This window comes from Rhodococcus sp. 14-2483-1-1, assembly GCF_002259335.1.
Classification (GTDB): domain Bacteria; phylum Actinomycetota; class Actinomycetes; order Mycobacteriales; family Mycobacteriaceae; genus Rhodococcoides.
In genome coordinates, this window is sequence record NZ_NPFX01000021.1 from 163895 (window position 1) to 176577 (window position 12683).

Annotated in this window: 9 protein-coding genes and 1 pseudogene; 5 read left to right on the forward strand and 5 right to left on the reverse strand. The window is 65.1% G+C overall.

The window, feature by feature from the left end; all coding sequences use genetic code 11:
• Positions 1–96: 96 nt before the first annotated feature.
• The 5 genes from CH294_RS19295 to proB all read left to right on the forward strand — a co-directional run bounded on the left by CH294_RS19295 (position 97) and on the right by proB (position 7160).
• On the forward strand, positions 97–3525 hold the full coding sequence (locus tag CH294_RS19295) for a translation initiation factor IF-2 N-terminal domain-containing protein (protein WP_094738853.1): 3429 nt from the start codon (positions 97–99) through the stop codon (positions 3523–3525).
• A gap of 234 nt (positions 3526–3759) precedes the next feature.
• Positions 3760–4071, forward strand: a complete 312-nt coding sequence (rplU, locus tag CH294_RS19300; RefSeq protein WP_032394581.1) for a 50S ribosomal protein L21 — start codon at positions 3760–3762, stop codon at positions 4069–4071.
• Positions 4072–4130: 59 nt separating this feature from the next.
• The gene (gene rpmA, locus CH294_RS19305) at positions 4131–4394 is read left to right on the forward strand and encodes a 50S ribosomal protein L27 (protein ID WP_032379202.1); all 264 of its coding nucleotides are present in this window, start codon (positions 4131–4133) and stop codon (positions 4392–4394) included.
• A 172-nt stretch (positions 4395–4566) separates the two neighbouring features.
• Positions 4567–6018, forward strand: coding sequence for a GTPase ObgE (gene obgE, locus CH294_RS19310; RefSeq protein ID WP_032368196.1), 1452 nt, complete (start codon positions 4567–4569; stop codon positions 6016–6018).
• A gap of 2 nt (positions 6019–6020) precedes the next feature.
• Positions 6021–7160: a glutamate 5-kinase gene (proB, locus tag CH294_RS19315; RefSeq protein ID WP_170944791.1), complete on the forward strand. Its 1140-nt coding sequence runs from the start codon at positions 6021–6023 to the stop codon at positions 7158–7160.
• Here the strand turns inward: proB and CH294_RS19320 are convergent.
• From CH294_RS19320 to CH294_RS19335, 5 genes and pseudogenes are all read right to left on the reverse strand, one after another.
• Positions 7133–7999: a Sir2 family NAD-dependent protein deacetylase gene (locus CH294_RS19320; protein WP_094738973.1), complete on the reverse strand. Its 867-nt coding sequence runs from the start codon at positions 7997–7999 to the stop codon at positions 7133–7135. The genes proB and CH294_RS19320 overlap by 28 nt on opposite strands.
• A 97-nt stretch (positions 8000–8096) precedes the next feature.
• Positions 8097–8495, reverse strand: a complete 399-nt coding sequence (locus tag CH294_RS19325; RefSeq protein ID WP_032379201.1) for an ectoine synthase — start codon at positions 8493–8495, stop codon at positions 8097–8099.
• A gap of 40 nt (positions 8496–8535) precedes the next feature.
• On the reverse strand, positions 8536–9813 hold the full coding sequence (ectB, locus tag CH294_RS19330) for a diaminobutyrate--2-oxoglutarate transaminase (protein ID WP_052058464.1): 1278 nt from the start codon (positions 9811–9813) through the stop codon (positions 8536–8538).
• Positions 9814–9861: 48 nt separating this feature from the next.
• Positions 9862–10434, reverse strand: a pseudogene (gene ectA / locus CH294_RS27880) (diaminobutyrate acetyltransferase); the annotation flags it as partial.
• 103 nt (positions 10435–10537) lie between these two features.
• Positions 10538–12655, reverse strand: a complete 2118-nt coding sequence (locus tag CH294_RS19335) for a DEAD/DEAH box helicase (RefSeq protein ID WP_094738974.1) — start codon at positions 12653–12655, stop codon at positions 10538–10540.
• Between the last annotated feature and the right edge of the window lie 28 nt (positions 12656–12683).

Sequence of the window (12683 nt, forward strand, 5' to 3'; positions counted from 1 at the left end):
GACGTCCAACCCGACGTGAGTACACAAGGATTGCCCTCGCGTGGCCGCGTCACACCCGACATCGGATGAACGCGCCCGGGGGCCCGAGGAGACTACGTGGCCGATCAAAGCCCGCCCGAAGATGTACAGAACGAGAACGTGGGAGGTCCGGAGCGCGACGAAGCGGTGCCCCCTGTGGAAACAGGTGCGGTGTCCCAGGCGCAACCCGACACCATCGAACTGCCCACCAGGCTGCGCGTACACGCACTGGCCAAGATCCTCGGTGTCACCAGCAAGCAGTTGCTCGTCACACTGGGTGAACTCGGCATCGAAGCGCGCAGTGCCCAGTCGAGCTTGAGCCGCGACGTTGCGGAGTCCGTCCGCGACTCGGTGAACGCGCCTGCTGCACCGGTGGTCGACTCGCCCGCCGAACGGTCCGAGCCGAGCGCTCCGTCCGAGGTGCCCTCCGCGGACGTACCGTCGGCCGAGACCTCGTGGTCCGACCCGCAACTGTTCACCAGTGCACCCGCGGCGGAACCCGAGCCTGCCCAGGCCGCGGCAACGACCGACCAGGCCACGGCAACCACGTTTGCCACTCCGCTCTTCCTGCAGCCCGCCGCCGTGGATGCTGCTGCTCCGGAGTCCACGGAGTCACCGGCAGAGCCCCCGGCCCGCCGTCGACGCAGTCGCAAGGCAGCGCCGAAGGACGAGGCCGCGAACGCCGACAGCACCGAGAACACAGCCACGGTCGAGAACAGAGCCACGACCGAGACCACCGAACCTCGAGCCGACGAGACCGAGTCCGTCGTACCCGCGGTCGACGAGTCGACTGCGTCCGACGGCTCTACCGACGATGACGGCGACGACGATCAGTCCCAGCCACGACGCCGCAGGCGAGGGCGTCGCGGCCGGGGCCGTGGTCGCGGGGAACAGTCCTCGGACGAGAACTCGACCGACGAGAATTCGGACGACGATTCCACGAGTGACTCCGACAGCACCGATTCTGCCGACGCAGAGTCGTCCGACGGGACCGACGCGGACTCGGACGAGTCCTCCGCCGGTGACGACCAGCAGTCGGGCTCGAGCAGGCGTTCGCGTCGGTCGCGCACCCGAAACCGATCCTCGGACCGGCAGAACTCCGACTCGAACGATGCCTCGGACGACACCCGCGCAGCGGACTCCTCGGCCGAGGACAAGGACGACGAGTCGGATTCGGATGCGCAGGACAACTTCGACGACTCCGACAACGGTGGTTCGGAGGGAGACGGCTCCAGCCGCCGTCGCCGCCGTCGTCGCCGTCGTAAGACCGGAGCCGAGGTAGCGGCCGAGGCTGCAGCGTCCGAGGACGACCCGCCGAACACGGTCGTGCACGAGCGGGAGCCGCGGAACAAGAGCCGCGCCCCCAGGGACGAGGTCCAGGGGATCACCGGTTCGACACGTCTCGAGGCCAAGCGTCAGCGACGGCGCGACGGCCGCGATGCCGGTCGTCGTCGACCGCCGATTCTGACCGAGTCCGAGTTCCTGGCGCGGCGTGAGTCCGTGGACCGGGTCATGGTCGTGCGCGAGAAGGCCACCCCTGACCACCCGTTGACCACACAGGTTGCCGTGCTCGAAGACGGCGTGCTCGTGGAGCACTTCGTCACCAGCAGCGCGACCGCGTCCATGGTCGGAAATGTCTATCTCGGGCGCGTCCAGAACGTGTTGCCGAGCATGGAAGCAGCATTCATCGACATCGGCCGTGGCCGCAACGGTGTGCTGTACGCCGGTGAGGTCAACTGGGACGCTGCCGGCCTGGGTGGCAATTCGCGGAAGATCGAGCAGGCCCTCAAGCCGGGCGATCAGGTTCTCGTCCAGGTGAGCAAGGACCCCGTGGGGCACAAGGGTGCTCGCCTGACGACGCAGCTCTCGCTCGCGGGACGCTTTCTCGTGTACGTGCCCGGCGGCAGCTCCACCGGCATCAGCCGCAAGCTGCCCGACACCGAACGCAAGCGTCTGAAGGACATTCTCCGAGACATCGTTCCTCCCGAGGCGGGCGTCATCATCCGCACCGCGGCCGAGGGCGTCAGCGAGGAAGAGCTCGCCCGCGATGTGACGCGACTGCAGGCGCAGTGGGCGAGCATCGAGGAGCGCTCGGCCAATGCCGAGACCGGAAAGGGTGTGCAGCCGCAGACCCTCTACGAAGAGCCCGACATGCTCGTCAAGGTCATTCGTGATCTGTTCAACGAGGACTTCTCGAAGCTCGTCATCGAGGGCGACAAGGCGTGGACGACGACGTCGAACTACGTCGAGACCGTCGCTCCCGACATGGTGGAGCGGCTGCAGCGCTACGAGGCCGACGGCAGTTCTGTCGACGTCTTCGCCGCGCATCGTATCGACGAGCAGCTTGCCAAAGCGCTCGATCGTAAGGTCTGGCTGCCTTCCGGAGGCACCCTGGTGATCGATCGCACCGAGGCGATGACCGTCGTCGACGTCAACACCGGCAAGTTCACCGGTTCGGGCGGCAACCTCGAAGAGACGGTCACTCGCAACAACATCGAGGCGGCCGAGGAAGTCGTCCGTCAGATGCGTCTGCGCGACATCGGCGGAATGATCGTGGTCGACTTCATCGACATGGTGCTCGAATCCAACCGCGATCTGGTGCTGCGCCGACTGACCGAGGCGCTGGGTCGCGACCGCACGCGCCACCAGGTCTCCGAGGTGACCTCGCTCGGGTTGGTGCAGATGACTCGAAAGAAGCTCGGTACCGGGCTCGTCGAGGCGTTCTCCACGACCTGCGAGCACTGCCAGGGACGCGGCATCATCGTGCATCCGTTCCCCATCGACGCCAAGCCGGACAACGACGGCCGCTCCAATTCGTCGCGCTCGGAGTCGAGCAGCTCGGGCACGAGCAGCAGGCGGCGACGAGGCAAGGACAACAAGGCCGACGGGAACGACGGCAGCGAGCGCACCACCTCGAACTCCCAGTCGGGAGCCGCGGACGGGGCCGATCATCCCGCAGTCGACCCGTCGATCAAGAGGGCGCACCCTGTCGCCCTGGCGATGGCGGCACACCACGACGACGTGGTTGCCGACGTCAGCCCCGCCGACGTCGAGACATCGCCTGCGAGTGAGACTTCGGACGCAGGTGCTGTCGTGACGGTTGTCTCCGTCGAGGATGTCGACGTTGCCGCCGCGTCGGTCGCCGATGCGGAGTCGAACGTCGCTCTCGTTGCCGAGACCACCGAGTCGGCAGCCGACCAGCCTGCCGCCGAGCCGCCCGTCGAGGTCGAACCGGTGGCACCGAAGGCTCGGCGTGGACGCCGGGTTGCGCGGAAGGCGGCTGCTCCGACCAGTGCGGCACCGGACGCCGGTGTGGTTCTCGTGGTGCCGGTTTCGGGCGACGCCGCCCCTGCCGGTGCGGCAGAGGCCACCGAAGCCGAGGTGTCGGAACCATTGACGTCGGCGGCCGAGCAGCCCGTCGAGCCGGTGGAGGTGCCGACGGCACGTCCTCGCAGACGGCGCGCAGCAGCGCGGCCTGCAGGTCCTCCGGTGGACATCGATGCCTAGCAGTTCAGGCAGTTTGACCCTGGCCGTCTCTCTGCCGTAACCTTGATAAGTCGCTCCCGGTGACACCGTTCTGCTGTGCCGTAGTGGTCCTGCAGGGAACAACGGTTCTCGAGCGGGTCGAGATGATCATCATCCCGGCCGGCCGATAGGGAGCAAGCAAACACGTTTTACCAGACCAGTCGTGTTGCCATGTGCAACGCGAGCAAGTTCGAAGAAGCAAGGGGTAGCCCTCCGATGGCAACGTACGCGATCGTCAAGACCGGCGGAAAGCAGTACAAGGTCGCTGTTGGTGACCTCGTCAAGGTCGAGAAGATCGAGGGAGCGCCCGGCACTGCTGTCTCGCTTGCTCCGGTCCTCGTCGTAGACGGATCCGACCTGACCACAGATGCAGACAAGCTGGCGAAGATCTCGGTCGCCGGTGAGATCGTCGAGCACACCAAGGGCCCGAAGATCCGCATCCACAAGTTCAAGAACAAGACCGGATACCACAAGCGTCAGGGACACAGGCAGAAGCTGACTGTCCTCAAGGTCACCGGCATCAAGTAACCAGGTCTCACCGGACCCGCGTTCTTTTCAGCTGATTAACCCCGAGGAGGGTATGCAACATGGCACACAAGAAGGGTGCATCAAGCTCCCGTAACGGTCGCGACTCGAATGCACAGCGCCTCGGCGTCAAGCGCTTCGGCGGCCAGACCGTAGGCGCAGGCGAGATCCTGGTCCGCCAGCGCGGCACGCACTTCCACCCCGGCGTCAACGTCGGTCGCGGCGGCGACGACACCTTGTTCGCACTCGCTCCCGGCGCAGTCGAATTCGGTGCCAAGCGCGGACGCAAGACGGTGAACATCGTTCCGGTCGCTGTAGAGGCCTAGTCCTTCTGCAGCGCTCGCGCTCGTAGATGATCCGATCGAGCAGCAACTGCTCGATCGAACATTCACGGCGTACGTTCACAGCTCCCGATAGGGGCGGACCAGGGTCACGAGACCGGTCCGCCCCTATCGCTTTTTTTCTCCCGCTTTTTCTCAGAAAGGATCGAAGACAGCTATGTCACGATTCATCGACCGCGTGGTGCTGCACGTCAGCGCCGGCAAAGGTGGCAACGGCTGCTCTTCGGTTCACCGCGAAAAGTTCAAGCCTCTCGGTGGCCCGGACGGTGGAAACGGCGGGCAGGGTGGCGGTGTCATCTTCGTCGTCGACAGCAACGTCCACACTCTGCTCGACTTCCACTTCTCCAGCCACGCCAAGGCGGGCAACGGAACTCAGGGCATGGGTGGCAACCGAGAGGGTGCCAACGGCGAGGACCTGATTCTCAAGGTCCCCGACGGCACTGTCGTTCTCGACAAGAAGGGGAACGTCCTCGCCGACATGATCGGTGAGGGAACACGTTTCGATGCGGCACCGGGCGGACGTGGTGGCCTCGGCAACGCTGCACTCGCGTCCAAGGCTCGCCGGGCACCCGGATTCGCGCTGCTCGGCGAAGAAGGCATCGAGCGCGAGCTGGTGCTCGAGCTCAAGTCCGTCGCCGATGTCGGTCTCGTCGGTTTCCCGTCGGCCGGCAAGTCGTCGCTGGTCTCGGTGCTCTCCGCAGCGAAGCCGAAGATCGCCGACTACCCCTTCACCACACTGGTACCGAATCTCGGAGTGGTCTCCAGCGGAGACACCACGTTCACCGTCGCCGATGTACCCGGGCTGATCCCCGGAGCGAGTCAGGGCCGCGGTCTCGGGCTGGACTTCCTGCGGCACCTCGAGCGTTGCGCTGTGCTCGCACACGTAGTCGACTGCGCGACACTGGATCCGGGCCGCGACCCGATCTCCGACGTCGACGCCCTCGAAGCCGAGTTGGCGGCATACAAGCCGGCACTGTCCGGCGATGCCAGCCTCGGCGACCTCGCCGACCGACCGCGCATCGTCGTACTGAACAAGGCGGACATTCCCGAGGGTGCCGAGCTCGCGGAGATGGTGACCGCCGAGTTCGAGTCCCGCGGCTGGCCGGTGTTCACCATCTCGGCGGTGACGCGCGCCGGCCTCAAGCCGCTGACGTTCGCGCTGGCGAAGCTCGTCGAGGACTACCGCACAGCTCACCCGGCCCCTGAGCCGCGGCGTCAGGTGCTGCGTCCCGTCGCTCGAAACGACGACAGCTTCAAGGTCGTCAAGGATCCGGACATCCCGGACGGTTTCATCGTTCGGGGTACGCGCCCCGAGCGGTGGGTTCGCCAGACGCAGTTCACCAACGACGAGGCCGTCGGCTACCTGGCGGACCGGCTCGCGCGCCTCGGCGTCGAGGACGCGTTGATCAAGGCCGGTGCTCAACCGGGTGCCTCGGTCACCATCGGCGACGTCTCGTTCGACTGGGAGCCGCAGACACCGGCCGGTGTCGAGATCACCATGACCGGCCGCGGCACCGATGCTCGACTCGATCAGGTCGAGCGCATCGGCGCATCCGAACGTAAGCATGCCCGCCAGGTACGCCGCGGGCTCGATACCGAACAGGAGTAGACGTGGTGTCGGTGCGTGAATCCGATTCGCCCGTAACGGCTCTCACCGATACCCGTCGCACGATTGCCGACGCCAAGCGCATCGTGGTCAAGATCGGATCCTCGGCGCTCACCAGTCTCGACACCGGTCTCGATCTGGGCCGACTCGATCTGCTCGCCGATGCCATCGAGTCGCGGATGCGTAGCGGCACCGACGTGGTGGTCGTCTCGTCCGGCGCGATCGGTGCAGGCATGGCACCGCTCGGCCTCACCAGACGTCCGCGCGATCTGGCAACGAAGCAGGCCGCGGCGAGCGTAGGACAGCTTGCTCTGGTCAACGCCTGGAGTTCGTCGTTCCATCGGTACGGACGCACGGTGGGGCAGGTGTTGCTGACAGCCGAGGACATCGCGCGTCGAATCAATCACCGCAATGCGCAGCGCACGTTGGATCGACTGCGCTCGCTCGGTGCGGTCGCCATCGTCAACGAGAACGACACCGTCGCCACCGCGGAGATTCGCTTCGGCGACAACGATCGCCTCGCAGCTCTGGTGGCACATCTCGTCGGTGCGGACGCACTGTTCCTGCTCTCGGATGTCGACGGGTTGTACGACGGCGATCCCCGCAAGGGTTCCGCCACGTTGATTCCGGATGTCTCGAGCCCAGAGGATCTCGACGGCGTGGTCGCCGGGTCCGGGGGAGCGCTCGGTACCGGCGGAATGGCCTCCAAGCTGTCCGCTGCCCGCCTGGCGGCCGACGCAGGTGTGCCCGTGCTGTTGGCTGCGGCGTCCGACGCTGCCCAGGCGCTGACGACGTCCGAGGTGGGTACCGCATTCGCAGCTCGGCCGACACGGTTGTCCGCTCGCAAGTTCTGGGTGCGGCATGCCGCCGATGCAGCGGGCGAACTGCACCTGGACGCTGGGGCCGTGCGAGCGGTCGTGGAGCGTCGACGGTCGTTGCTGTCCGCTGGGGTCACGTCGGTGACGGGTGCCTTTCACGGTGGAGATGTGGTCTCGCTGATGGACCCGGACGGCACACTGGTGGCCCGCGGGGTCGTCGCATACGACTCGGGAGAACTGGCCGGCATGCTCGGCCGGTCGACGGGGGAGTTGGCCGCGGAGCTACAGCGGCCGGTGGTTCACGCCGACGATCTGGTTCCCGCCTGATCGAGTGTGTCGGCCAGCGCTGTCGCGGTTTCGGAGCAACCCGCATGCACTGTGAGAGAGGCGAATTCGTCGCCGCGAGTGGTCCCGCGATTGACGATGACGATCGGCTTTCCGGTCTTGGACGCGTGCCGGACGAAACGTAGGCCGGACATGACGGTCAGCGAGGAGCCGAGCACCAGCAGTGCATCACTCCGGTCCACCAGATCGTAGGCCTCGGCAACGCGCGGCTTGGGTACGCTTTCGCCGAAGTAGACGATGTCGGGTTTGAGTATGCCGGAACATGTTTCGCAATCGACCATCCGGAAGTGTGCGGTCGAGGAGATGATGGCGTCGGCGTCGGGAGCGATCTCGACACCGTCCGCAGGTGCGACGGTTTCGAGAAAGCCGGGATTGGCGCGATCGAGCCTTCGGGCCAACTCGAACCGCGAGATCAACCGCTCGCAGTTCAGACAGCGCACCCGGGCGTAGACGCCGTGCAGGTCGATGACGTTCCGGCTGCCGGCCTTGGTGTGCAGCATGTCGACGTTCTGGGTGATGATTCCGGTGACGACGCCTGCACGTTCGAGCCGGGCGAGCGCTCGGTGTCCGTCGTTGGGCATTGCGGCGTCCATGTGCCGCCATCCGACGTGGTTGCGGGCCCAGTAGTGACGACGGAACTCGGCGTCGCCGATGAACTGCTGGAACGTCATCGGGTTGCGGGGCGGCGACTGCGGGCCGCGATAGTCGGGAATACCCGAGTCGGTGGACATGCCTGCACCGCTGACGACGGTGATCGTCCGACCGTCGAGCAGCGAGGTGAGTTGCTCGTACGTAGTCGCGGACGCGGTGGGTGCATTCACTTCGTCCAGGGTAGCGACCGATCGCACTACGGGCTACCGACACGAACGGCCCGCACGGACGCGTGTGCGTCGGTGCGGGCCGATGTACGAGTGAGGGTTACGCAGGTACCTCGACGAGTGGGTACACGCCGTTCTCGTCGTGGGTCTCGTTGCCGACGACGGGAGGATTGAACACGCACAGCATGCGCATCTGGGTACGCGGCTCGACCGTGTGGCGCTCGTGTCCGTTGAGCAGGTACATCGATCCTGCACCGAGCTCGTAGGTCTCTCCGGTCTCGCGGTCGGTGAGCGTTCCTTCGCCTTCGATCAGCCAAACGGCCTCGACGTGGTTGGCGTAGTGGAAGTTGTTCACCGTGCCGGCTTGGATCGTGGTCTCGTGGAACGAGAATCCGACCTTGTCGCCGCCGAGAATGATTCTCTTGCTGCGCCAGTTGCCGTCTTCACTCGAGATGTCACGGTCGGTGCCGGTGATCTCCTGTGTGGTGCGAACGATCATACGATGTCCTCCTTCGATATCGGTGTGTGCGAACTGGTCTCTAGGAGAGAACCTTTGCCACTGCACTTTCGATGATGTCCAGGCCGCGGTCGAGCTCGTCGATCGTCGTGGTCAACGGGGGAAGAAGCTTGACGACCTCGTCCTTGGGGCCTGCGGTCTCGACGAGCAGACGCTCGTCGTAGCAGAGCTGAGACACCTTGCCGGCCAACTCGGCGTCGTCGAACACCAAGGCCTGAACCATGCCGCGACCGCGGGTCGAGATGCCGTCGAACTTGGCGCACAGCTTGATGAACCGATCCTGGATGTGCTCGCCCTTGGCGAGGGTTTCCTTCTCGAACTTGTCGTCGGACCAGTAGTGGTCGATAGCTGCCTTCGCCGTCACGAACGACGGGTTGAAGCCGCGGAAGGTGCCGTTGTGCTCACCCGGTGCCCAGACGTCCAGCTCGGGCTTGAACAGTGTCAGCGCCAGCGGCATGCCGTAACCGCCGATGGACTTCGACAGGGTGACGATGTCCGGGGTGATGCCGGCTTCCTCGAACGAGAAGAACTGGCCGGTGCGTCCGCAGCCCATCTGCACGTCGTCGACGATCAGCAGAATTTCGCGTCGCGAGCACAGTTCGGCCAACGCGCGCAACCACTCCGGACGTGCGACGTTGATTCCGCCCTCGCCCTGAATGGTCTCCACGATCACCGCGGCCGGACGGTTGAATCCACTGCCCGAGTCGTCGAGAACGCGCTCGAACCACTGGAAGTCCTCGGTGACGCCGCCGAAGTAGTTGTCGTACGGCATCGGGGTGGTGTGCACCAACGGAATTCCGGCGCCAGCTCGCTTCATCGAGTTGCCGGTGACCGACAACGCGCCGAGTGTCATGCCGTGGAATGCGTTGGTGAAGTTGATGATCGCCTCGCGCCCGGTGACCTTACGAGCGAGCTTGAGGGCCGCCTCGACGGTGTTGGTGCCCGTCGGGCCGGGGAACTGAACCTTGTAGTCCAAGCCGCGCGGGTCGAGGATGTTCTTCTTGAACGACTCGAGGAACTCACGCTTGGCGACGGTGGACATGTCGAGTCCGTGGGTGATGCCATCGCTGGTGATGTAGTCCACCAACGCGCTCTTGATCATGTCGTTGTTGTGGCCGTAGTTGAGTGCGCCTGCGCCACCGAAGAAATCGAGGTAGTCGTTGCCGTTCTCGTCGGTGATGACCGAGTTCTTCGCGGTGGTGAACACGGCGGGCCACTGGCGACTGTAGCTACGCACGCCGGACTCGACGGTCTCGAATACATCGGGCTTCTCTGTTGTCACTGTGTTCTTTTCGGTCATGTTCTGCTTGTTCCTTTCGTAATTCCGCGACGCGTCGGGGCCCACTGTGTAGAGCTCTTCGGCTTCGTGGCTATCAGGGAAATCGTTGGGCGCGAACAAATCCGACCTGACGATGTCGGTGCCTCGCTTGCGTGCGAGGCTCGTGAAGGTTGCGATGGACGCTTCGTTGTCCGGGCTGATCGTCGTTTCCAGATGCGTGATGCCCTGTGGTTCGAGGCGGTCGAGCAGCTCCATCAGCATGCGACCGGCAAGTCCCTTGCCACGCTGGTCCGCATCCACGGCGACCTGCCACACGAACAGTGTGCGCGGGGCGTCCTGGCGGATGTATCCGGTGACGAAACCGACTGCGCGGCCGTCGATATCGGATACGACGGTGGTGGCCGCGAAATCACGGCACCACAACACGTACGAGTAGCTGGAATTGAGATCCAGAACTCGCGAATCTCTTGCGATCTCCCAGAGCCGGACTCCGTCGGAGATCTGTGGCTTACGAAACTTCACTGCGTCCGGCGCAGTGAGCGGGGTACCTCTCAGCAATGCGGGCTTCATAGGAAATACAAACGTAACAACGTTGCCCAGGCATATCGACTGCGCCGGGAAATCGACCCCGGAAACGGACATGCTTCCCCAGGTTAACCGCCGAATGTGATGGTGCTCACACGATCGGTGCCCGGCAGGCGTTACCCAGAAATGCGCGGTATAAACACCGGTTTGCCGAGAATCTCTATTTCGGTGTTGCGAGCGCAAACGGCAACACCGCCGAAGCACCCGCTGACGTCAGAGCAGACGTGGCACAGGTGAACGTCCACCCGGTGTCGGTCAGCAGATCGATCAACAGAATCGGCCCTGGCACGGACGATACGTCCGGAACCTCCCACGAGTCCACCAGCCCGGCGACCCGAAACGCCGAATTGGCGGCCGATACCGGCGGGTGACCGGGCCTGACCTGCATCATCCCCAGATCCTGCAACTTGCCGACGGCTGCCAATCGCGCGGCGATCGACCGCACCAGCAGCGGGTGGGTGGGTGAGTCGAGGGCGAGAACGGCAGCGGGCCGCTGCGTCCAGTCCCAATTGGCCAGCACTGTGATGCAGGCTTTCTCGAGAGCATCGGTGGCAGGGGCATCGGGCGCGTCCAGCAGAGCCCGCAAGCGGCTGCCCCAACCCAGGTCGGTCAAGCGACCCAACACACGTCCCGGCTCGTGTGGATCGGCGATCTTGCCCGAGAGGGATACACCCAGCTTCTTCATGCCGCTCGGCCACTGCTTTCTCGGCTGCAGGTCGATGCCCGGCCGATCCAGCCGTGCTCTTGCCGAATCGACCGAGGCCGCGTCGACGGAAGCGGACAGGTGCTCACCCGTGCAGTTGTCACACCGTCCGCAGCGATCGGACTCGCTGCCCGGTGCGCCGAGGTCGGGATCGTCGAGCTGCCGACGCAGGAACTCCATCCGGCACCCGTCGGTGCTCTGGTAGTCGAGCATGGCCTGCTGTTCGCGGTCCCTCGCTTGTTCGAGGCGCTCGTAACGGTCCGCGTCGTACGACCACTGCTCCCCGGTGACCATCCAGCCGCCACGAACGCGTCTGACCGCTCCGTCGACGTCGAGGACCTTGAGGACCATTTCGAGCCTGCTGCGGTTCAGCTCCACCAGCGGCTCCAGTGCCTGCGTCGACTGAGCCTTCTCGGTGTTCAAGGCCTCTATGACCTGCCGCACCAGATGTTCGCGGGGGAAGGCGACCGAGGCGAAGTAGCTCCAGATCTGCCGATCCTCGTGGCCGGGAAGCAGCACCACGTCGGCTCGTTCCGTAGCGCGCCCGGCACGGCCGACCTGCTGGTAGTACGAAATCGGAGACGATGGAGCCCCCATGTGCACCACGAAACCGAGATCGGGCTTGTCGAACCCCATGCCGAGCGCGGACGTGGCGACGAGTGCTTTGACTCGGTTGGAAAGCAGATCACCTTCGAGCGATTCGCGCTCCGTGGGGTCCGTTTGACCGGTGTACGACGCAACGACGTGGCCCTGATCGGTCAACAGGGCCGCGAGGTCCTTGGCCGCCGACACCGTCAGGGTGTAGATGATTCCGGACCCGGGCAGAGTCTTCAGGTGATCGCCGAGCCAGGCGGCCCGTTCGGTGGCGTTGTCGATTTTCACCACCGCCATGCGCAGCGAATCGCGGGCGAGCCCGCCGCGCAGTACGAGCGTGTCGCCACCGCCGACACCCAGCTGTGCCGCAACGTCGTCCACCACGCGGTCGTTGGCCGTTGCGGTGGTCGCGAGTACGGGAATACCGTCGCGCAGCTCGGCGATCAGGGTGCGGATACGCCGGTAGTCCGGCCTGAAATCGTGGCCCCAATCCGAGACGCAGTGCGCCTCGTCGACCACGACCAAGCCGGCGTCCCCGGCCAGGGACGGAAGCACCTGATCGCGGAAATCGGGGTTGTTCAAACGCTCGGGACTGACCAGCAACACATCGAGCTCACCGGAGTTGACCTGCTGGTGAATGTCGTCCCATTCGGTCATGTTCCCCGAGTTGATCGTGGCTGCCCGAACGCCTGCGCGCTCGGCGGAGGCCACCTGATTACGCATCAGCGCCAACAAGGGGGAGACGATGACGGTAGGACCCAGGCCCTGAGCGCGTAGCAGCTTCGCGGCGATGAAGTACACGGCAGACTTTCCCCAGCCTGTTCGCTGCACCACCAGAGCACGTCGACGGTGCACCACCAGGGCCTCGATCGCCGTCCACTGGTCGTCTCGCAGCACAGCGTCGGGGCCGGCGAGCTCGCGCAACAACCTCTCGGCGTCATCGCGCAAGTTGCCCACGGTCGCGTGCGTCGCTGTCGTCATACCGTCCATCGTGCAGCATCGGTACGAC

What these genes read in the sequence shown, in the direction of transcription:
- rplU (WP_032394581.1), top strand. Translation starts at nt 3,760, where the DNA reads ATGGCAACGTACGCGATCGTCAAGACCGGCGGAAAGCAGTACAAGGTC.
- rpmA (WP_032379202.1), top strand. Translation starts at nt 4,131, where the DNA reads ATGGCACACAAGAAGGGTGCATCAAGCTCCCGTAACGGTCGCGACTCG.
- obgE (WP_032368196.1), top strand. Translation starts at nt 4,567, where the DNA reads ATGTCACGATTCATCGACCGCGTGGTGCTGCACGTCAGCGCCGGCAAA.
- CH294_RS19325 (WP_032379201.1), bottom strand. Translation starts at nt 8,495, where the DNA reads ATGATCGTTCGCACCACACAGGAGATCACCGGCACCGACCGTGACATC.
- ectB (WP_052058464.1), bottom strand. Translation starts at nt 9,813, where the DNA reads ATGACCGAAAAGAACACAGTGACAACAGAGAAGCCCGATGTATTCGAG.
- CH294_RS19335 (WP_094738974.1), bottom strand. Translation starts at nt 12,655, where the DNA reads ATGACGACAGCGACGCACGCGACCGTGGGCAACTTGCGCGATGACGCC.